At 53.6% G+C, this 20,399-nt stretch carries 23 protein-coding genes and 1 pseudogene; 15 read left to right on the top strand and 9 right to left on the bottom strand.

The genetic code is table 11. The annotated features are described in order from the left end of the window. The first annotated feature begins 238 nt into the window (after positions 1 to 238). The 8 genes from QWY27_RS03660 to soxA all read left to right on the top strand — a co-directional run bounded on the left by QWY27_RS03660 (position 239) and on the right by soxA (position 7,902). Entirely contained in the window at positions 239 to 2,524 is a 2,286-nt protein-coding gene (locus tag QWY27_RS03660; RefSeq protein ID WP_435433438.1) for a cyanophycin metabolism-associated ABC transporter, read from the top strand. After that, the gene (locus QWY27_RS03655) at positions 2,517 to 2,981 is read left to right on the top strand and encodes a cyanophycin metabolism-associated DUF1854 family protein (RefSeq protein ID WP_290194825.1); all 465 of its coding nucleotides are present in this window, start codon (positions 2,517 to 2,519) and stop codon (positions 2,979 to 2,981) included. The genes QWY27_RS03660 and QWY27_RS03655 overlap by 8 nt, the downstream gene beginning before the upstream one ends. Positions 2,982 to 3,207: 226 nt before the next feature. Continuing rightward, on the top strand, positions 3,208 to 3,654 hold the full coding sequence (locus QWY27_RS03650; RefSeq protein WP_290195049.1) for a (2Fe-2S)-binding protein: 447 nt from the start codon (positions 3,208 to 3,210) through the stop codon (positions 3,652 to 3,654). 11 nt (positions 3,655 to 3,665) lie between these two features. Further along, complete coding sequence (locus QWY27_RS03645; RefSeq protein WP_290194824.1) at positions 3,666 to 5,855, top strand: xanthine dehydrogenase family protein molybdopterin-binding subunit; 2,190 nt, start codon at positions 3,666 to 3,668, stop codon at positions 5,853 to 5,855. A gap of 38 nt (positions 5,856 to 5,893) precedes the next feature. Then, on the top strand, positions 5,894 to 6,292 hold the full coding sequence (gene soxX, locus QWY27_RS03640) for a sulfur oxidation c-type cytochrome SoxX (RefSeq protein WP_290194822.1): 399 nt from the start codon (positions 5,894 to 5,896) through the stop codon (positions 6,290 to 6,292). Continuing rightward, on the top strand, positions 6,289 to 6,741 hold the full coding sequence (locus tag QWY27_RS03635; RefSeq protein WP_290194820.1) for a SoxY-related AACIE arm protein: 453 nt from the start codon (positions 6,289 to 6,291) through the stop codon (positions 6,739 to 6,741). Before soxX ends, QWY27_RS03635 begins: the two co-directional genes overlap by 4 nt. Beyond that, positions 6,738 to 7,067, top strand: coding sequence for a thiosulfate oxidation carrier complex protein SoxZ (locus QWY27_RS03630; RefSeq protein WP_290194819.1), 330 nt, complete (start codon positions 6,738 to 6,740; stop codon positions 7,065 to 7,067). Before QWY27_RS03635 ends, QWY27_RS03630 begins: the two co-directional genes overlap by 4 nt. Positions 7,068 to 7,071: 4 nt before the next feature. Beyond that, positions 7,072 to 7,902, top strand: coding sequence for a sulfur oxidation c-type cytochrome SoxA (gene soxA / locus QWY27_RS03625; protein WP_290194817.1), 831 nt, complete (start codon positions 7,072 to 7,074; stop codon positions 7,900 to 7,902). Between the two features lie 35 nt (positions 7,903 to 7,937). On the opposite strand, the gene QWY27_RS03620 is transcribed toward soxA, so the two are convergent. From QWY27_RS03620 to QWY27_RS03600, 5 genes are all read right to left on the bottom strand, one after another. Beyond that, complete coding sequence (locus tag QWY27_RS03620) at positions 7,938 to 8,552, bottom strand: histidine phosphatase family protein (protein ID WP_290194816.1); 615 nt, start codon at positions 8,550 to 8,552, stop codon at positions 7,938 to 7,940. 38 nt (positions 8,553 to 8,590) lie between these two features. Next, a complete protein-coding gene (locus QWY27_RS03615; protein WP_290194814.1) occupies positions 8,591 to 9,454 on the bottom strand; it encodes a M23 family metallopeptidase in 864 nt (287 codons plus the stop codon). 68 nt (positions 9,455 to 9,522) lie between these two features. Next, on the bottom strand, positions 9,523 to 10,119 hold the full coding sequence (locus QWY27_RS03610) for a disulfide bond formation protein B (protein WP_290194812.1): 597 nt from the start codon (positions 10,117 to 10,119) through the stop codon (positions 9,523 to 9,525). A gap of 8 nt (positions 10,120 to 10,127) precedes the next feature. Continuing rightward, positions 10,128 to 10,286 (bottom strand): DUF5993 family protein, encoded by a 159-nt coding sequence (locus QWY27_RS03605; RefSeq protein ID WP_290194810.1) that lies wholly within the window; start codon positions 10,284 to 10,286, stop codon positions 10,128 to 10,130. 57 nt (positions 10,287 to 10,343) lie between these two features. Then, positions 10,344 to 11,204, bottom strand: a complete 861-nt coding sequence (locus tag QWY27_RS03600; RefSeq protein ID WP_290194808.1) for an MOSC domain-containing protein — start codon at positions 11,202 to 11,204, stop codon at positions 10,344 to 10,346. A gap of 70 nt (positions 11,205 to 11,274) precedes the next feature. On the opposite strand from QWY27_RS03600, the gene QWY27_RS03595 reads away from it, so the two are divergent. Next, positions 11,275 to 11,757, top strand: coding sequence for a YajQ family cyclic di-GMP-binding protein (locus tag QWY27_RS03595; protein WP_290194806.1), 483 nt, complete (start codon positions 11,275 to 11,277; stop codon positions 11,755 to 11,757). 18 nt (positions 11,758 to 11,775) lie between these two features. Here QWY27_RS03595 and QWY27_RS03590 read toward each other — a convergent pair whose 3' ends face one another. After that, a complete protein-coding gene (locus tag QWY27_RS03590; RefSeq protein ID WP_290194804.1) occupies positions 11,776 to 12,888 on the bottom strand; it encodes an NADH:flavin oxidoreductase/NADH oxidase in 1,113 nt (370 codons plus the stop codon). 50 nt (positions 12,889 to 12,938) lie between these two features. Then, the gene (locus QWY27_RS03585; RefSeq protein ID WP_290194801.1) at positions 12,939 to 13,472 is read right to left on the bottom strand and encodes a methylated-DNA--[protein]-cysteine S-methyltransferase; all 534 of its coding nucleotides are present in this window, start codon (positions 13,470 to 13,472) and stop codon (positions 12,939 to 12,941) included. Positions 13,473 to 13,658: 186 nt separating this feature from the next. On the opposite strand from QWY27_RS03585, the gene otnK reads away from it, so the two are divergent. From otnK to denD, 3 genes are read left to right on the top strand one after another with little or no spacing between them, the layout of a single operon-like run. Further along, positions 13,659 to 14,945: a 3-oxo-tetronate kinase gene (gene otnK / locus QWY27_RS03580; RefSeq protein ID WP_290194800.1), complete on the top strand. Its 1,287-nt coding sequence runs from the start codon at positions 13,659 to 13,661 to the stop codon at positions 14,943 to 14,945. After that, complete coding sequence (locus QWY27_RS03575) at positions 14,942 to 15,631, top strand: class II aldolase/adducin family protein (protein WP_290194798.1); 690 nt, start codon at positions 14,942 to 14,944, stop codon at positions 15,629 to 15,631. The genes otnK and QWY27_RS03575 overlap by 4 nt, the downstream gene beginning before the upstream one ends. 11 nt (positions 15,632 to 15,642) lie before the next feature. Further along, positions 15,643 to 16,626 (top strand): D-erythronate dehydrogenase, encoded by a 984-nt coding sequence (denD, locus tag QWY27_RS03570; protein ID WP_290194795.1) that lies wholly within the window; start codon positions 15,643 to 15,645, stop codon positions 16,624 to 16,626. A gap of 6 nt (positions 16,627 to 16,632) precedes the next feature. Here denD and QWY27_RS03565 read toward each other — a convergent pair whose 3' ends face one another. Continuing rightward, on the bottom strand, positions 16,633 to 17,433 hold the full coding sequence (locus tag QWY27_RS03565) for an SDR family oxidoreductase (protein ID WP_290194793.1): 801 nt from the start codon (positions 17,431 to 17,433) through the stop codon (positions 16,633 to 16,635). Positions 17,434 to 17,435: 2 nt separating this feature from the next. Continuing rightward, positions 17,436 to 18,629 (bottom strand): annotated as a pseudogene (locus QWY27_RS03560) (CaiB/BaiF CoA transferase family protein); the annotation flags it as partial. Positions 18,630 to 18,726: 97 nt separating this feature from the next. On the opposite strand from QWY27_RS03560, the gene QWY27_RS03555 reads away from it, so the two are divergent. From QWY27_RS03555 to folE, 3 genes are all read left to right on the top strand, one after another. After that, on the top strand, positions 18,727 to 19,218 hold the full coding sequence (locus tag QWY27_RS03555) for a GNAT family N-acetyltransferase (protein ID WP_290194790.1): 492 nt from the start codon (positions 18,727 to 18,729) through the stop codon (positions 19,216 to 19,218). Between the two features lie 10 nt (positions 19,219 to 19,228). Continuing rightward, positions 19,229 to 19,609 (top strand): thiol-disulfide oxidoreductase DCC family protein, encoded by a 381-nt coding sequence (locus QWY27_RS03550; RefSeq protein ID WP_290194788.1) that lies wholly within the window; start codon positions 19,229 to 19,231, stop codon positions 19,607 to 19,609. 87 nt (positions 19,610 to 19,696) lie between these two features. Beyond that, entirely contained in the window at positions 19,697 to 20,398 is a 702-nt protein-coding gene (folE, locus tag QWY27_RS03545) for a GTP cyclohydrolase I (protein WP_290194786.1), read from the top strand. Position 20,399: the final 1 nt, after the last annotated feature.

Raw genomic sequence — 20,399 nt, 5'->3', positions numbered from 1 at the left:
AGAAACGATTCAAGCTGCTTTAAAGGTACATTGTTGCGCTGCACAATGTCATGCATGTGTCATTATCGCAGCAAAAAGCACCTTTGGTTGAGGCTGACACCCGTCGCGACTGATACTTCGTCCATATGCTAGTTATACTTGCATTGTGAACAGCATATCGAGCCAGCCAAATTTTCTCAATGAACAGATTTCTGTTGCAGTCGGTGTTCCAGACTGAAGATTCCCTTCTGCCGCAGCAATGACAACACTCTCCGCCTCTGAGCTTACGCTCGGCCCTACGATGCCCACCAGTTGGTCAGGTGAACTGACTGCGCTGTTGGAGCCGGATGAACACGTCCTTGCTTGGCTTGAGCCCGATCTGGACGAGCAGCTGTTTTTTGCTTCCGGTGCGCTGGTCCTGTCCTCCAACCGTTTGTTTTCTCGCGCGCCGGGCTCGGCGGACTGGCTTGTCTGGACGGTTTCAACCACACAGTCGTTGCAGCACCGCGATCACGCAGGTGTTGGCGCTATAGAGCTGTTCGACGGCACAACCCGTTTAGGGATTTGGCGCCACACGCTGGGAATTGTCCCCGCTGTGGCACGGATGGTTGAGCTTTTTGGTAATTTGCAAAAAAAGCTGCGAGATCCCGACGCTGAAATTACGGTTGATGCCGCCTCCTGTCCGGCTTGCGGTACACCCTTCGCACCCGATCAGGATGAGTGCGCCGTGTGCGATGCCGCGCCGACAGGACCGAGCGACACATGGGCATTGCTGCGTTTGGCCCGCTTTGCCAAACCATACCGTCTGCCTTTGCTTGTCGGTCTCTTGTTGACGCTGATGTCGACTGCCGCTTCGCTGGTACCCCCTTATCTGACCATGCCATTGATGGATGACATTTTGATTCCATTTCAAAATGGCAAGCCGATCGATTATGACTTGGTCACACTTTATTTGACGGGTCTGGTTGTCGCGGCCTTATTGGCGTGGCTGCTAGGCTGGGCACGCACCTATTTACTGTCCTGGGTAAGTGAACGAATCGGTGCTGATTTGCGCACAACGACCTTCAATCACTTGCAGACTTTGTCTCTGCAGTTTTTTGGTGGCAAGCGCACGGGCGATCTGATGGCGAGAATTGGCAGTGAAACAGATCGCATCAATCTGTTCCTTTCATTGCATTTCCTAGACTTCGTCAATGATGTGCTGATGATCTTGATGACGGCTGCGATTTTGCTGTCTATTGATCCGTGGCTTGCTGTCACGACCTTGGTTCCCCTTCCGATCATTATTTGGATGATTCACATGGTGAGGGATCGCTTGCGTTTCGGCTTTGAAAAAGTCGATCGCTCCTGGAGTGAGCTGACCAATGTGCTGGCGGATACGATTCCGGGCATTCGTGTGGTCAAGGCTTTTGCCCAGGAAAAGCGAGAGGTCGCACGCTTCCGTGAAGCGAATGATCGTTATTTGAGTGTCAACGATCGCATCAATAAAATCTGGGCACTGTTTGCACCGACTGTGACATTTTTGACCGAAATCGGTTTGTTGGTTGTCTGGATTTTTGGTATTACCCAAGTCGCTTCCAGCGCCATCAGTGTTGGTGTGCTGGCTGCTTTTTTGGCGTACATCGGACGTTTTTACACGCGTCTGGATTCGATGAGCAGGATTGTGACGTATACCCAGCAGGCCGCTGCTGGAGCCAAGCGGATTTTTGATATTTTGGATCATGTCTCGAGCGTGCCGGATGCGCAGCGCCCCGTACCCCTTGAACGTATGGAAGGCCGAATCGAGATCCGCAACGTCGGGTTCAGGTATGGCAGCCGGACGGTGCTGCGCAATGTCAATTTGAACATCGGCGCGGGCGAGATGATTGGTTTGGTGGGCCATAGCGGCTCCGGCAAGAGCTCTCTGGTGAATCTGATTTGCCGCTTTTACGATGTCACCGAGGGCGGTATACGCGTCGATGGTGTCGACATCCGCTCGTACTCACTCAATTCTTTCCGAAGCAATATCGGCTTGGTTCTGCAGGAGCCATTCTTGTTTTTTGGCACGATCGCAGAAAACATTGCTTACGGTAAACCCGGCGCCTCACGCGAAGAAGTGATTGCTGCAGCGCGCGCCGCGCGTGCGCATGAGTTCATTTTAAGATTGCCCCAGGGATATGATTCTCTTGTCGGCGAGCGTGGACAGGCTCTGTCTGGAGGTGAGCGACAGCGCATTTCTATAGCGCGCGCATTGTTGATCGATCCCAGAATCTTGATTCTTGATGAGGCAACCTCATCGGTCGACACGACAACTGAAATGGAAATCCAAGAAGCGCTGGACAATTTGATCCAGGGTCGTACCACGATTGCGATTGCCCATCGGTTAAGTACCTTGCGCAAAGCGGATCGACTGGTCGTACTGGATCGCGGACAAGTTGTCGAGATTGGTAATCACGAGGACTTATTGGCGCGGGGTGGTGCGTATCATGCGCTCTACGAAGCACAGACCCGTCAGCTCGATGCCGAACCCCCGTTGCCGAGTTCTAGCGAGGCTAACAATGGATGACTTTCAGCTCAGCCGTAATTTAGCCGGTCGTTTGGTGTTGCGTCTCGAAGATGGCACCATGCATGAGGGAGTAATTCCTGTCCGTGCGTTTCCTGTTCATGCGCCGCTTGAGTTCGTTGCCTTAATGAGCACGGAGGGTAAAGAGGTCTTCTGGATCGAGCGATTGACAGACGTGCCAGAGGATATCCGTATCCTCATTCACGAAGAAATAGCCTCCCGTGAAGTCATGCCCGTGATCCGGCAACTGTTAAAAGTATCAACCTACTCAACACCCAGCACCTGGGATGTGATGACTGATCGGGGTGCGACGAAATTTGTGCTCAAAGGCGAGGAGGATATCCGTCGACTCAGTGGCGGCAACCTCATCATCACTGATAGTCACGGCCTGCGATTTTCTGTCCCCGATATGCAACAGCTCGATAAGCACAGCCGCCGCATACTCGATCGTTTTCTCTGACACCTCTCGTTTGACCAACCCTTTTCAAGCCCGCTTGAGCGATCAGCAGGGGCTTAATCGTGCTTGAGCTCCATTCGCGCTCAGGCGCTATGTTTGCTCGAATATAGGGTATGCACCAAGCGTTGTTGAGGGCTGCGGAGTAGTAACTTTATGTATTGAGAACAAGAACTTCGCCTTAATTCTTTTTAAGACAATTCAACATCGCACTGGGAGCTCCCAAATGGCTATAAAACTAACTGTCAATGGCAAACCACACACTATTGATGTGGACCCCTCCACCCCGTTGTTATGGGCAATCCGGGAGCAAGTCGGCTTGACAGGGACTAAGTACGGCTGTGGTGTGGCCCAGTGTGGCGCCTGTACAGTCATGCTCGAAGGCCAGGCGATCCGCTCTTGTGTCATCCCCGTCAGTGCGGTTGATGGCAAAAGCGTCACAACGATCGAAGGTCTTGCTGTCGATGGCAAGCTGACAAAATTACAACAGGCTTGGATCGATCACCAGGTGCCACAGTGTGGTTTTTGCCAGTCTGGCATGTTGATGGCGGCGACCGATTTGCTCGCTAAAAATCCAAAACCTACAGACGCGGATATTGATAACGCGATGACAAATATTTGTCGCTGCGGCAGCTTCCAGGAAGTTCGCGCCGCGATTCACTCAGTTGCTAAAGCCTAAGGGGTCCTCACATGAATGCACGCGTCCCGAATCCTTCCCGCAGACAGTTTATTGTCGGCACGACAGCCGTCAGTACAGGTCTTGCTCTTGGTTTACAGTTTCCATTTAGCAGCATGGCACAGGCTGCCGCGGCCACACCCGAGATCGGTGTGTGGGTCGTCATCAAGCCCGATGAAAAAGTGATTGTGCGCGTTGTGCGCTCGGAAATGGGCCAGGGCACCATCACAGGTCTGGCGCAAATGGTGGCTGAAGAGCTCGAATGCAACTGGAAAAACGTCACAACCGAATACCCCACACCCGGTGAAAGCCTCAAGCGCAAAAATCCCTGGGGATCTTTTTCGACCGGCGGCAGTCGCGGTATCCGCACATCTGAGCAGTACGTTCGTCAAGGTGGCGCAGCGGCACGCATGATGTTGGTTCAGGCGGCTGCGGATGGCTGGAAAGTACCTGTTGCAGAGTGCGTGGTGTCAGAGGGTGTGATTACGCACAAGCCAACTGGACGCACAACCACATACGGAAAAGTGGCTGATGCCGCTTCGAAGTTGGCCGTTCCAAAAGATATTCCTTTGAAGGACCCCAAGGAGTGGAAGCTGATTGGTAAGTCGGTGCCACGCATTGATACCTTTGAAGACAAAGTCACAGGCAAACAGGTTTACGGTATGGACTTGAAGCTGCCCGGCATGCTGGTGGCAACCATTAAAGAGTCCCCGGTGTTTGGTGGCAAACTCAAGAGCTACGACGAGAGCAAAGTCCTCGGCATGAAGGGTGTCAAGAAAGTTGTCAAAGTCAGTGACTCTGCTGTGGCAGTGGTGGCCGAGACATTCTGGGTCGCAAAGACTGCGATGGATGCGCTACCGATCGTTTGGGATGATGGTCCGAATGCTAAGGTTTCCAGCGCATCGATCGCAGCAATGCTCAAAGAGGGTCTTAATGCTGAACAGGCCTTCGTGGGCAATCAGCGCGGTGACGCCAAGACGGCGATTGCCAAGGCCGCAAAGAAGGTCGAGTCCGTTTATTCCTATCCGTTTCTGAATCACGCTCCAATGGAAGTGATGAACGCGACGGCCAAATGGACTCCCGAGCGCTGCGAAGCCTGGGTGCCCACACAGGACGGTGAAGCCTCATTGGCCGCAGTGATCGCCGCATCCGGACTGTCCGCTGACAAGTGCGATGTGTACAAGATCAATCTCGGTGGCGGCTTCGGTCGTCGTGGTGCTTTTCAGGACTACACCACGCAAGCGGTGAATATCGCCAAGCAAATGCCTGGCGTCCCTGTCAAGCTCATTTGGACCCGTGAAGAGGATATGACGCAGGGTCGTTATCATCCGGTCATGATGTGCAAAATGACTGGTGCCTTCGACGAAAACAAGAACTTGACTGGCGTGCACATGCGTCTGTCTGGTCAGTCGATTCTCTCAGCTGTGCGTCCGGCGATTGTTGAAAAAGACAAGGGTCGCGACATTCTGGTGTTTCAAGGGGTCATGGAAGGTGGAGAGCACGGAATCAGCTATGAATTCCCGAACCAGCTGATTGATCATGCCATGCGCAATACTCATGTGCCACCGGGCTTTTGGCGTGGTGTGAACGTCAACCAAAACGCGATTTTTATCGAATGTTTCATGGACGAGCTGGCCGAGCAAGCAGGGATGGATCCTGTTGAATTCCGCCGCAAGTACATGGCTAAATATCCACGCAATCTGGCTGCGTTAAACGCTGTCGCGGACGGAATAGGCTGGACCAAGCCCGCTCCTGCGGGCGTCCATCGTGGTATTGCGCAGATGATGTCGTTTGGCAGCTATGTCGCTGCGGCGTGCGAACTATCGGTGCAGGATGGAAATAAAGTTAAGATTCACCGTATAGTCGCTTCAACCGATTGCGGCTATGCCGTGAACCCTGCCCAGATCGAACGCCAGGTTTCTGGCTCGTTTGTGTACGGCTTGTCGGCGCTCTTCGAAGAAGAGTGCACGATCAAGGATGGTCGCGTCGAACAGAAGAACTTCGATACGTTTGGCTCGATTCGCCTCAAGCAAATGCCCAAGGTCGAAACCATCATCATCCAGGGGGGCGGCAAGTCCTGGGGTGGTATTGGCGAGCCCACCATTGCGGTCGCGGCACCCGCTGTTCTGAATGCGATCTATCGCGCGACAGGCAAGCGTCTGCGTGATGTACCTTTGAAGAATAGTGGCTTTACTTTGATATGATGCGACGGGTGATAAGGTGTGTGCTGATAGCATGTTTTGTGTCGGCAGCACCTTTAATCACTCAGGCGCAACAAGCCGACAGAGAGGTCATTGTTGAATCTCTGTCGGGTGTCCCCGGCGATGCGTTGCGGGGACGCGCGATTGTTCTGAGTCGTCAGAGTGGGCTGTGTATTTTGTGTCACAGCGGCCCGTTTCCTGACGAACGCTTCCAAGGTAATTTGGCACCAGATCTGGCTGCGAGCGCAGCGGGTTTATCTGAGGCTCAGTTGCGGGCGCGTATCGTCGATGCCAGCCGCTTTAATCCCGACACGATCATGCCGTCTTATTTCAAAAAGGATGGCTTGACTCGCGTTGCGCCACAGTTTGCGGATAAAACGCTACTGACCGCGCAGGAAATCGAAGATGTCGTGGCTTTTTTAGTGAGCTTAAAACCATGAGCACCAGTCGAAGAACGTTTATCGCAGCAATCGGGACGATGGGTGTCGTGCCTTGGTGGAATGCCGAGGCGACGCCTGCTGAGGCTGCTGAGACCATCAAAAAAATTATCGGCGATGCCTTGCCACGCACAGGTCGCGTGATTCTTGATATTTCACCTTTGGTGGAAAACGGCAATCTCGTACCCATGAGTGTCTCTGTCGAGAGCCCCATGACGTCCGTGGATTACGTCAAGGCGATCCATGTCATCGCAGAGGGTAATCCGTTACCCAACATCGTCAGTTTTTATCTTGGCCCACGTGCTGGTCGAGCGCAGGTCAGTACGCGTATTCGCCTGTTGACTTCCCAGCGACTATGGGCGGTTGCGCAGATGAGTGATGGTTCGTTTTGGCAGGGCTCTGCGCAGACGATGGTGACCCTTGCCGCTTGTACGGAAGAGGTGCTTGTATGAGCAAGACCTCGCGTACTGTTGTCTCGATGGCCAAGACCGCCAAGCAAGGCGAGATCGTTCCGATTCGTGTGATCGTTCAGCACGATATGGAGTCCGGTTTTAGACACACCGACCGTGGCGTGCGTGTGCCACGGGATATTATTCGCGATTTTGTGTGTACGTATGATGGCGTCGAGGTTTTTCGAGCTGAATTGCATCCGGCCGTGGGAGCCAATCCCACTTTTAGTTTTTTTACAGTCGCGACCAAAACCGGTACGCTTGAATTTAAATGGACAGGTGACAATGGATATGCGTCCAGTGTCACGACCCAGCTGACTGTGACGTGATGGTGTGAGTAAGCCTGACGGTTTTTTTGCTCGATACGGGTTGCTGCGGCAGGCGCTGCTGGGCGTTGTTTGTTTGGGTGTTCAGGCAGCTTTTGCGCAATCCCCCTTGATCAATCATCAGACCGATGTTCAGACGCAAGACAAGCGTCAATCCAGTTATGTGTTGATGTCCCCCGCCACGCGTGCCATGCAGGATGACGAGACCCTCAATCCGGCCACTTTTTGGGTGCTCGACGGGCAAACGCTCTGGAACGAGTCGGCTGGTAAGAAAAATCTTTCCTGTGCGCAGTGTCATGGCGATGCCGCCGTGTCAATGAAGGGTGTGGCGGCAGGCTTTCCTAAAATCGTCAAAAATAATTTGGTGAGTCTGGAAGGCCAGATCAACATGTGTCGTGAGGATCAACAGCAAGCTCCTCCATTGGCTATGGAAAGCAAACCGCTGTTGTCTTTGGCAACTTATATTGGCCATGCCTCGAAAGGTATGCCAATCACTGTGGAACGGACTTCTGCAAATGCGGCCGATCTTGATGCCGGACAACGTTTATTTGATCAGCGTCTGGGTCAGTTGAATCTATCCTGTGCCCAGTGCCACGCCGAGCGAGCAGGACTCAAGCTGGGTGGCAACTTCATTCCGCAAGCGCATCCGACAGGCTATCCGATCTATCGATTGGAGTGGCAAACGGTTGGCTCTTTGCAACGCCGTTTGAGGAACTGTATGACGGGCGTGCGTGCAGAGCCTTATGCGCTCGGATCCAAGGAGTTGGTCCAACTTGAGCTTTTTTTAATGTGGCGGGCCCGCGGCATGCCTCTTGAAACGCCCGGCGTACGGCCTTAGGGCCCGGGTAAAACTTGATGCCCTTCACATGCTAGCTAGCCGCCTGAGAGGCTGTGTTCGTTTTCGGCCAGGCCGGTTCCCATCAGATGCAGTGTGCAGTTGACCAGCTCGGCGCGGTAGGGTGACTGCGCGCTGATTGTCGTGAGCGCTGTGTTACCGATTCGCTCCGGGACCTTATGTGTGCCAAGTTCGATATTGTTTTCCAGCAACGCGCGAATTACCAGTCCGTGACTGACCACAATCAGTGGACCGTCCAGACGGTCCCGTAATGTTGCTGCGTAATCAAGCGCTTGGGCCACGCGTTGATGAAAGCTCTCCATGGATTCGCCATTTGGGGGCGCCTCCACCATTTCCATCGCATTAAAACTGAGTGTGTCATAGGGACGGCCGCGTAAATCACCAAAATTACGCTCCCAGAGTAAAGGTGTGCTGATTGGGTCGAGCCCCGTGCTGCGCGCAATAGCTTGGGCAGTTTGCCACGCGCGCGGCATGTCGCTTGCCAGGATAGCGGCAGGTTTGAGGGCGCGTACACGTTCGGCTACGCGCTCGGCCTGTGCGAGTCCGCGCGGAGCAAGCGGGGTATCTGCAGGCTGTATGGTGCGTGCCGCATTGAGCAGCGTCTCGCCATGGCGGATCAAAATAATCGACATCGCGGTTTCCTTTTACCTATTGCTTTTGAGGGGCGCAGTCAAGGCGTAAACATGCCGATAAAAATAGCCGGATCCACGCGCGCGTCATTCAGGCTGACGTTCCAGTGCAGATGCGCACCCGTCACGCGTCCGGTTGCACCGACCTTGCCCAAAACCTGTCCGCGACTCAGTACCTCTCCAGCCTTGACGTCTATCGTCGACAGGTGACAAAACATGCTGATCATGCCTTGCCCATGATCGACAAACACCGTTTTACCATTGAAAAAATAATCGCCCACCAGAATCACGCGTCCTGCAGCAGGGGCTTGTATTGGAGTGCCCGTGGGCACAGCGAAATCGAGTCCAGAATGCGGTGCCCGAGGCTGATCGTTAAAGAAGCGCTTCAGGCCAAAGGGGCTGGATAAGGGGCCTTTAACGGGACGATCAAGCAATACGTTACTCGGTGTTTGAGGACTAAACTGTTGATAGGCATCGTCTTGGAGCTTTTTTTCTCGCTCGTATCTTGCGAGATCCTGGGGGCTCAAATCGACATGTTTGTTCGTTTTAAGGGTGATGCGTTGTTCACGGTATTTCTTGTCTCGTATCGTAAACGCGCGTGCGACCGTTTTCCCTGCGTGAGTGACTTCAAGAGTTTGCGGTTCAATAGGCGTGGAAAGCGGAATGCCCACAATCGCGAACCAGCGTCCTGCGTCATTTCGCATCACCAAGACAGGTTTTCCCATGTAGCGCGCGGTGGGTTCTCCACGTTGCGTGCCAGGAGTGATATCCAGTATGGCGACCCCACCCGGGACCGGTTGATGCAAGGTTTTGAGCTGCTCGTCGCTTAAGGGCGCGGCATCGGACAAGACGGGCGTGAAGAGCGTGCAGAGCCCAATCATGGCAATGAGCGCCAGCAGTTTCATTCGTGTCACCTGCCGGATAAGCGGCAGGGTTTTCACGGCTGAATCTCGGTAGAACAGTTGAAAAGCAATCAAAGCCAAAACTTCCAAAGATATTCGGTTGGGTTGTCGGGGCAAGAGCCGAACTGGCAGACCATGATTGCACTGATCGTATTGGCGGCAGTCACCAATAAAAAGAGAGCGATCAGCAAGGTTGCCACCCGAGTGCTGAAGTGGGGACGGTTAGCCAGCTGAGCACGCGGTGTCGAAAGTTGATTGCGATCGATGCAGAGCATCACTGCGCAAAATATCAACATGACGACAAAGGAAATAAAGCCCCAAGTATAAAAATGCAAACCAAATAGCGTCGAGCCATAGCCAGCATCGCCGGGTTCGATGTGCAACAGTATTTGCCTGGCAGAGGCGGTCGCCCCCCCTAGCGCAGAGAACAGGATGATCGCGTAATGCACTGCCGAGGGGCCAAAACGAACATTAAGCATCATGCCGATACCCGCGAGCGTCAAGGCTACGCGTTGTAGCTGGCAGAGCGGGCAGGGGAGTTCGTTAAAAAAGATTTGCCAGTAAAAAGCTTCGAGCAGAGAGCCGCAGACAGCGGCGAGTGCGATCGCATTGAGCCAAAATGACAAGCCATGTTCAGTACTGTGTTGTGTGCGACTGGAATAATCCATGACTGACCTCAGAGAGAAATATTGAGTTTGTCTGTCATGTGGTAGTTCAGCCACGCCAGAAAGATGATAAATGTCACGCCCCAGCCAATCATGGCAGGCATTCTGGCACCGCGCATCGCTAAGACAATCGCGATGAGGGCTGTTAAAAAAGGTAGCATCATGATCATTGTGTGACTTCCTTATTTGATCGTGCATCGATGGTGCGCGACAAGCTTAACACTAGCTTATACGTCTAGATACGCCTCAAAGGGCTGGCCCACGCGAATCGCTTGCCCGGCGCCAGACTGAACAATTGCGTTCATGCCAAAACAAATCGCGTCATGCATGCGCGCCAGGCGCCTGTAGGCAGATAAGGTCTCCATCACTTCAGGAGAGCTGGTTGCCGTGTAGGGATCAATATTAGGGATCGGGCACCGACCGCAGGGTTTGACGAGTTTGAGCTCAATTACACCGTTCAAGGTGTGCAGCAATAGGTTGGCAATTTCGTCCTCGGCGTGCGCATCAAGCCCCTCGAGCACCAAATTGGGTCGAAAACGCAACATATCAACAGGTTCGTGGCCCTCTTGCATGAGTCGCTCATTAAAGAGGTCCAGCGCACGTTGTGTGACGATCAGGAGCGCAAAGCCATCACTAAACATATTGGGCGCCACAAGATCACCGGTCCATTCTCTGGATGAGTGACGGCTGGCATGTGGGGAGAAGCGAATGAGGCGGTAATTTTTTCCTGGTACGGCCAGAAACTGATCCAGCCAGTGTGCGACCTGATCCCCCATGTCATCGCCCAGGAGCGTGTCTCGCCAGACGGTGACTTGTTTGGGAACGCCGGTTTGGCTAAAGGGAACTTTTATTTCCTCATGGTCGGGGGCGCTTAGATACAGTGCATCCTCGGTCAGTCTAGGGGTAATCCATACCATGTGTGGAATCTGGCGCTGTGTCAAAAACTGGCCATTCTGATCGACGATCAACCACTCGCGATCATGCCTTAAACCGGTTTCTGTGAGCTCGGATTCCGAGACTTCGATACCCGCGCAGGATTTCACGGGATAAATAAACATCTGGCTGATCACGCCAGTACAGTCTGCCATGCTGGTCTTCCCGTTAGGCTGAGGTCGTTGTATTCTAAAATGAAGGTCTTACTTCTGTCAGGATTTCGTTATGCCTTCTTTTGATGTTGTTTCCGAAGTTGATAAACATGAGCTGACAAACGCCGTGGATCAGGCCAACCGCGAGCTTGCGACGCGCTTTGATTTCAAGGGGACGGATGCCAAGTTTGAGCTCGAAGGCTTTGTTGTGACGCAGGTCGCCTCCAGCGCTTTTCAGCTTAAACAGATGCTGGATATTCTGCGTAGCCGCTTGAGTGCGCGCGGGATCGATGTCCGTGCAATGGAGGTAGCCGACCCTTTGGAAAACCTGGGTGGGGCGCGTCAGAAAATCACAATTAAACAGGGCATCGAACAGCCGATTTCCAAAAAATTGATCGCTGCCATGAAAGAAGCCAAACTCAAGGTCGAGTCGCAGATTACCGGTGAAAAGTTGCGTGTCACGGGTAAAAAACGCGATGACCTCCAAGAAGCCATCGCCTTGCTGAAAAAAGTTGATGTGCCCCTCCCGCTGCAGTTCAACAATTTTCGCGATTAATTTCCGTCTCTTTCCGCGTTAGCGTCCGCCGGTCTTGGCATCACCAAACAAGGTGGTCAGACCGCGCGGTTGCGACCGCCAGTATTGCTTAGGTGCCTGAATCGATGCGCCAAGCTCAGCGGCTGCATGCCAAGGCCAGCGCGGGTCATACAACATGCCACGTGCCAGTGCGACCATATCGGCTTCACCTTTCACAATGATCTCTTCCGCTTCTTTGGCTTCTGTAATCAAGCCGACAGTCATGGTTGGCATGCCTGTGCCTTGTTTGATCGTTGTCGCCAGAGGCACTTGATACTTTGGTCCGAGTGAGATTTTTTGCTGATGAGATACTCCGCCGCTCGACACATCAATAAAGTCGCAGCCGCGAGTTTTCAGGATGTTGCAAAACTCGACACTTTCCTCGGGTGTCCAGCCGCCTTCCACCCAATCTGTTGCTGAAATCCGGATGCCGAGACTCGTCTGATTCGGAGTGACGGCCCGAACGGCATCGAACACTTCAAGTGGAAACCGCATTCGGTTGGCAAGCGATCCGCCATATTCATCTGTACGCTGATTGGCGACAGGTGACAGGAATTGATGTAACAGATAGCCATGCGCGCCATGCAATTCGATGCCATCGAAACCGATACGGATCGCGCGTTTGGCTGATTCGACAAAGGCCTCGCGAATACGAACCAAACCGGCTTTATCCAGGGCGAGAGGCGGAGTCTCTGTGGGCAGCTGCGGAATCGCAGAGGGTCCGACAGGCAGCCAGCCGCCATCTTTCTGAGCAATCAGTTGTCCCCCCTCCCAAGGACGAGCGCTTGAACCTTTGCGTCCAGCGTGAGCCAGCTGAATCATGATAGGCATTGATGCGTATTTTCGAACGGAATCAATCGTTTGTTGGAGTGAGCGTTCTGTTTCATCGGAATAGAGTCCGACACAGCCATGTGTAATGCGCCCGATGGCTTCCACCGCAGTCGCTTCGATGATGAGCAAACCCGCACCAGACAGGGCCATATGTCCCAGATGGATCGTATGCCAGTCAGTGGTGTTGCCGTTTTCAGCTGAATATTGACACATCGGCGCAATCACGATCCGGTTGGGAAGTGAGAGCGGGCCGATTTTGATGGGCGTAAACAGCTGACTCATGAGTCTGTATCCTTGTTCTGCGATATTGTTTGATAAAAAGTGACCAAATGCTAACAGTCGGCGTTCGAGTCTGCAAGTTGCTGTGCCTCCCAAGCAAGCATGCGCGTTTTTTGGTCGGCTCCCCAGCGGTACTGGCCACTTTCTCCCGTGGCGCGAACGACGCGATGACAGGGAACGACAAAAGCCAGTTTGTTGGCGGCGATGGCAGTACCGACCGCACGCGCGGCACCTGGATGGCCCAGAGAGTTGGCAAGCGCCCCGTAGGTGCGTACTTGACCAAAGGGGATCTCCAGGAGTCCTTGCCAGACCTTTAGCTGAAAGGGGGTGCCCACGAGGAGGAAGGGGCAGCGCTGTTTAAAAGCTTGATCGAGTAACGCCTGCGCTTCTCGATCCCGGTGCTCCAAGGGGTTGTCCGGAAATGACGCGGCAATGATGTGCGCGCATTCAGGTTCCCCGCGTTGCTGCAAGTGCAGCATGACGATGCCTTTTGGGGACCAGACAATCAGGCCCGGCCCAAAAGGCGTTGCACCCATACCGTAGGAAAGGGGCTCACGAGACGAGAGTGATGAGTGTGTGGAGAACATGTGCATGGCGTTCTACCCAGCTAAAAAGAGGTATGCCCGAAACGGGATGATGATCGAGTGTATTAGCTCGGGCACCAGAGGAAAAGTCTTTAATGTAGCAAACGGTGGGATGGGCGGGCATATAATTTCCCGTGCAGCCAGCGGGCTGGAAGAAATGGGCTGGTGCGGCCTCGAGGCGGATAAATAATGAAGCAGGTCTTGTTAGGATGTATAGCGGATGACTTTACCGGCGCAACGGATTTGGCCAATAACCTTGTCCGCGCCGGCATGCGGGTACTGCAGACGATTGGCGTGCCCCAAACGCCTGTTGATACTGAGGTCGATGCGATCGTGGTGTCGCTGAAAAGTCGGACGATCGCACCCGCCGAGGCGATTGCGCAGTCCCTGACTGCATGCGATTGGTTGAAAGCGCAAGGCGCCCGACAGATTTATTTCAAATATTGCTCAACCTTCGATTCGACCCCGCAAGGCAATATCGGCCCAGTGATTGATGCGTTGATGGCGCGCTTGGAAACTAAGTTTACGATCGCAACCCCTGCTTTCCCCGATGTGGGGCGTGCCGTATTCAAAGGGCATTTGTTTGTCGGGGATGTGCTGCTCAACGAGAGCGGTATGCAAAATCATCCTCTGACGCCGATGCGGGATCCGAACCTCTTGCGTGTACTGACTCCTCAAACCCAAAATCGTGTGGGACTCATTGACTATTCAGTCGTGGCGCAAGGGTCGACTGCGATCCGCGCGCGCATGGCCGACCTGCAAGAGCAGGGCATCGGGATCGCAATCGTTGATGCGATCAGCAATGACGATTTATATCGACTGGCACCCGCTTTGGCGGATCTGCCACTCGTGACGGCAGGCTCGGGCGTGGCGATCGGATTACCTGCCAATTTTTCGATTCAACCGAACGCACTCGCCGCGGTGTTGCCGCCCGCTTCAGGTGCGATGGCCATCTTGTCGGGCAGCTGCTCGCGCGCAACAAACGCGCAGGTGGTTGACTTTATCAGCAAGGGTGGTGAGAGTCTTCAGCTCGATCCGTTAGCGTGTGTCGACGGCTCGTCCGCAATACAGGCAGTCGTGCAAGGCGCGCTTTCCTGGGCGCGTCCCAGGCTGGGCAAGAAACCGATCCTGATTTATTCGACCGCTACACCTGAGGCCTTGAAAGCGGTTCAAGAACGCCTGGGTGTTGAGCAAGCGGGCGTATTGGTCGAGATGCTACTCGCTAACATTGCTCAAGGTTTAGTGGAGGCGGGGGTTGGACAGCTGATCGTCGCAGGGGGAGAAACCTCCGGCGCAGTGGTTCAGGCCTTGGGTATTTCACAGCTGCAGATTGGTGCGCAGATTGATCCCGGCGTACCCTGGTGCGCTGGTCGTATTGTTCCCTCTGGCAGATTGCTTCACCTCACACTTAAATCTGGCAACTTCGGAAGCGTGGATTTTTTCACTAAAGCATTCGACAGGATCAAGCTGTCATGACGGATTCACTTCAGACCGCCGAGGAAAAATTGCGTCAGGATATCTGTCGGATCGGGCGTAGCCTGTTTGAGCGGGGCTATGTTCATGGCTCTACTGGCAACATCAGTGTCAAACTCTCTGATGCAGGACAAGGTTCCAGGTTTTTGATTACGCCTACCGATGCGTGTTTGGGTTTTCTCGAACCAGACAAGTTAGCGTTGGTGAACGATCGTGGCGAACAGCTTTCCGGTGAGCGCGCCAGTAAGACCTTAACTCTACACCGACGGATTTACCAGTGTGCACCTGAGGCGCAAGGTGTCATTCATACGCACTCTTCCTGGTTGGTGGATTTAACGCTCAGAGGAGTGTGGAGCACACAGGATATTGTGCCCCCGCTGACACCTTATTACGTGATGAAAGTCGGTCATGTGCCGTTGATCCCGTATTTCAGGCCAGGTGATGTGCGCGTGGCAGACCACGTTGCACAACTGATCGATACGCATCGTCAGCGTGGTCTGAGTTTACGCGCAGTTATGTGCGATCGCTTGGGCCCCCAGGTGTGGGGAACCAGTCTTACTGCAGCCATGGCCGTGCTAGAGGAGTTGGAGGAAACTGCCCGACTCTGGTTGCGCAGTGGATGCACGGTGGCACCGCTTTCCGAAGAAGCGATAGAAGAACTCAGACAACACTTTAAAGCCTCTTGGTAACGCTTGGTCATATGAATATTCTCATCACAGGTGGTGCTGGTTTTCTTGGAAGCTTGCTTGCACGCGAGCTGTTAAAGCGTGAAAGATTGCGCGGTCAAACGCTGACACGTCTATTGCTTACGGATCAATCAGCTTGTACCAACCCTGAGATCGTCAATCATCCTAAAGTACAAATTGACACAGGTGACTTGCTCGAGCGTCTGCCTGAGTTGCTCAAGCAGGATTATGATGCGGTCTTTCATTTGGCCTCAGCCGTGTCGGGAGAGTGTGAGATCGACTTCGGGCTGGGCTTGCGCTCCAACCTTGACACGACACGTGCCTTGCTGGAGGGCCTGCGCGCGCAGCATGGACGAACCGGACTGGCACCGATTTTTTTCTTTTCCAGTTCTGTAGCCGTGTTTGGATCGGACCCCGCGATCTCATTGCCCTCAGTCGTGACAGACACTTGCTTGCCCACCCCTCAGTCAAGCTATGGGATTCACAAATTTATTTGCGAGCAACTCGTTGCCGATTACACCCGCAAAGGTTTTATCGATGGTCGGGTGGCTCGGCTCATGACCGTCTCGGTGCGTCCGGGAAAACCGAATGGCGCCGCCTCCAGCTTTTTATCAGGCATTATTCGCGAACCGCTCGCAGGGCTTGAAGCGCGTTGCCCCGTGAGTTTGGATACCGCCGTTGCGCTTTCATCCCCCTTGACTTCGATTGCCGGTGTGCTGGCTGTCGTCGAGGCCTCACGCGAAAGCTTCGGAGGACGCACGGCGCTTAATCTCCCCGCACTCACCGTCACGGTTGGCCAAATGCTGCAAGCGCTGCGCGAAGTGGCAGGCGATCAGGTGGCAGAGCGCGTGCGAGTCGAGCCCGAAGAGCAAATCATGCGCATTGTGGGTGGCTGGCCTTCGCGTTTTAACTGTCAGCGCACCCAGAGGTTGGGCCTCAAAGCAGATGCATGTTATCGGGATATCATCATCCAATATCTAGAGATGACGCGGGCTTGACTGCCGCTACACCACAACGGGGTGAGCCGCTCCGTCCATCGTGATCACTGTGCCGGTGACATAGCTTGCCCGGCTGGAGGCGAGATACACCACGGTATCGGCGACTTCTTCCGGGCTGGCGAGTCTGCCCATCGGAACTTGTGCGGTCATGCGCTGGAGGACTTCTTCCGGACTGATTTTTTCATGCTCGGCATTGACTGCCAGTCCCTCCACCAGGCGGTCAGTCAGCGTGCCAGAGGGATTGACAGCATTGATACGTACCCCACGCGCTCCGTATGCGACGGCTAAACCAGCTGTTGTCAGCATCAGTGCGGCATTAGCACTACCACCTGCGATATGCACGGTGCTGGGGACTTTGCCGCCTGCGCCGACAACGTTCACGATCACGCCCGCGCCTCTGGCACCCATGCGCTTGATCACCGGGTCGATCATGTTGATATAGGTAAAAAATTTGGCCTCCATCGCATCGCGAAAGAAGGCCGGACTGAGGTTTTCGGCCGGCGTGCGCTTTGCCGCACCTGCTGAATTCACGAGTACATCCAGCGCACCAAATTTTTTCTCAGCTTCGTTGAGCGCATGTTCGGCTGCGTCTGCATGTTGCAGCTCCGCAGAAAATGAAGCGATGCGGGCTTCACTGTCAGGCACTTGGGTGCCGAGCAGCGTCTTGGCTTTTGCAAGGTTGATCGGGTCGCGAGAGACCAGACTGACTTTGCAGCCCTCCTCGAGGAAGACTTTCGCGCAGGCCAGGCCAATCCCGCGGCTGCCGCCAGTAATCAGGACATGTTTGTTTGCGAGATTTAATTCCATGTGATGACTCCGGTGTCTTTGAGAGCTGAAATTTCGTCTTGGGAATAACCAATGCTTTTTAAGAGTTCAATCGTGTCAGCACCGATTTTCGGAGGCGCTTTACGCACTTGCAGACGTTCGCCTTCGAGTGCGATGGGGAGCAAGGCGACACGGGTTTCAATTTCACGTCCGGCGCCCGTGTTATCTGCCGCGATGGTCACTGGGGCCAGACCGCCGGTCGCAAGCAAATGCGGATCATCAAACAAGTCGTGTGGACGGGTGATTGGCGCATAGGGCAGACCACACTTCTCAAAGCGACTGCTCAGTTCTTGCGCACTCATGTCGCCAAACCGTTCCCGCAAGATGGGGATCAGCCAGCTACGTGCTTTGACGCGATCGTTGTTGGTCACAAGCCTGTCATCGGCTTTTAAATCATCAAAACTGAATTCTTTACACAAAATCGCCCATTGCGTGTCGCTGACCGCCGAGAGGAATATTTGCTCACCATCTTTGACAGTAAACACATCGTAGACAGCCCAGGCACTCAGTCGGTTGGGCATCGGATTGGCGGCCACTCCCGTGACGGCAAATTGCATCATGTGCTGCGCGACTAAAAAAACGTTGTTTTCAAACAAGGCGCTTGCGACTTCCTGACCCTTGCCGGTGCGATGACGTTTTTGCAACGAGGCCAGAACCCCAATCGCACCAAACATTCCTCCCATGATGTCGTTGACGCTCGCGCCTGCTCGCAAGGGTTGTCCGACAGGGCCGGTCATGTAGGCTAATCCACCCATCATCTGCACGACTTCATCGAGCGCAGTGCGGTGCTCATAGGGCCCGGGCAAAAAGCCTTTGTGCGAAACATAAATGAGGGCAGGGTTGAGTTTGGAGAGTGCTTCATAGCCAAAGCCAAGCTTTTCCATCGTACCGCTTTTGAAATTTTCACTGAATACGTCCGCGGTACCCAGAAGCTTGAGCACAATTTCTTTACCCGCTGGATGTTTGACATCCACTGCGATGCTTTTTTTGTTGCGATTAAACATCGGAAAAAACCCCGAACCCGAGCCCAACAGTTTGCGCGTGTTATCGCCCGCCAGAGGTTCTACTTTAATGACTTCTGCGCCAAGATCTCCAAGGATCATGCCACAGGTCGGGCCCATGACCATATGAGTGAATTCAACTACGCGTATGCCTTCAAGTGGCAGGGAGTCTGACATCGTGCACCTTTGATTTGGGTCTGCAAACGAGTTGTTATACCATCGACCAAGTGGTCGCAGGCTTGTCAGTCAGCACCAACACTCAGGAGTAGTTTTTATGCAGTGCAACATTTTTGTAAAAGTCGTGGATTATCTTGATCCGTCCGACCGTTTGGCGCTGATTACGATGTTGGATATGTACGCCCGTGACCCAATGGGGGGAGGAGAGCCCTTGTCAGAGGATACGCGACAGCGTTTATGCGATGACCTGGCTAAAGTACCCGGTGCGATCAGTTGGTTGGCGTATCAGGACGGTCAGCCGGTGGGCTTGCTCAATGCCTTGCCCGGGTATTCAACCTTCAAGGCCCGCCCATTGATGAATGTGCACGATATCGCGGTGGTTCCGGCTTGTCGCGGTCAAGGGATCGGACAGGCGTTACTGGGCGCGCTTGAAAACCATGCCCGCGCGCAAGGCTGTTGCAAAATCACCCTTGAAGTCCTCAGTGGTAATAGACAGGCCATGCGCGCATACGAGCATAATGGCTTTGAGCAATATGCGCTCAGCCCGGAGACGGGTCAAGCGCTCTTCATGCAGAAGTGGTTGTCATAATGTGGTCTTTATGGACAAAGCATTTGTGAACACAAATAATCAGGTCACTGTTTACTTTGATGGGTCATGCCCGCTTTGCAGGCGAGAGATTGGTTTTTATAAAAAGAGTGCTGGAGCGGATCAGATTATTTGGCATGATGTCAGCCTTGCGCAGCATGGCTTGGTTGCGGCTGATTTAAACTGTCAGCAAGCGATGGCACGGTTTCATGTGCGCGCTTCCGATGGGTCACTTAAAAGTGGCGCCGCAGCTTTTGTCGAACTGTGGTTAAGCCTGCGGAATTGGCGATGGTTTGGAAAAATCTTTGCCCATCCCCCCGGTGTCTGGTTGTTAGAAAAGTGTTATGTTGGGTTTCTTCGTATACGCCCAGCCATTCAGCGTCGGATCAAGTAGTACTTAATTAAAAAACGTTTAATTCATAACGTTTAAGTTTGATCCTTTCATTTTTTCAGAGCTTACAACGCGATTAAACTTTCATTTATGAACTCATCAGATCAAGACAAAGGCACACCGGTTTCGGTCGTGATCCGCAACCGCTTAAAAGAAGCGCGCAAACGCTTTCATGCAAACGATAATATTTCTGATTTCATTGAGCCAGGTGAACTGGCTTTGCTACTTGACGAGGTCGAGGGCAAAATGAAAGGTGTATTGGAAAGTCTTGTCATCGATACGGTTTCGGACCATAACACCAACGATACCGCTCGTCGTGTGGCCAAAATGTACCTCCAAGAGGTCTTTGGAGGGCGCTATCGCCCCCAGCCACCTATTACCGAGTTTCCCAACGTCGAGCATTTGAGTGAACTGATGATTGTGGGACCGATTACAGTCCGTAGCGCCTGCAGCCATCATTTCTGCCCTGTGATCGGCAAGGTCTGGATCGGCGTGATGCCCAACGAGCATACCAACGTCATCGGCCTGTCCAAATATGTCCGTTTGGCGGACTGGATCATGAGTCGTCCCCAAATTCAAGAAGAAGCGGTGGTTCAGCTCGCTGATCTGATTCAGGACAAAACTCAGCCCGATGGCCTGGCAGTCGTGATGAGTGCGACGCACTATTGCATGTCATGGCGTGGCGTTAAGGACATGGATAGTCGTATGATTAACTCCGTTATGCGTGGCGCCTTTTTGAAAGATTCAAATTTGCGTCGTGAATTTCTGTCCCTGATACCCCGAGAGGCTTGAT

Source organism: Zwartia vadi, from assembly GCF_030410375.1.
Classification (GTDB): domain Bacteria; phylum Pseudomonadota; class Gammaproteobacteria; order Burkholderiales; family Burkholderiaceae_B; genus Zwartia; species Zwartia vadi.
Note: the sequence above shows the minus strand (reverse complement) of the source record. Positions and strands in the feature narration are given on the sequence as shown.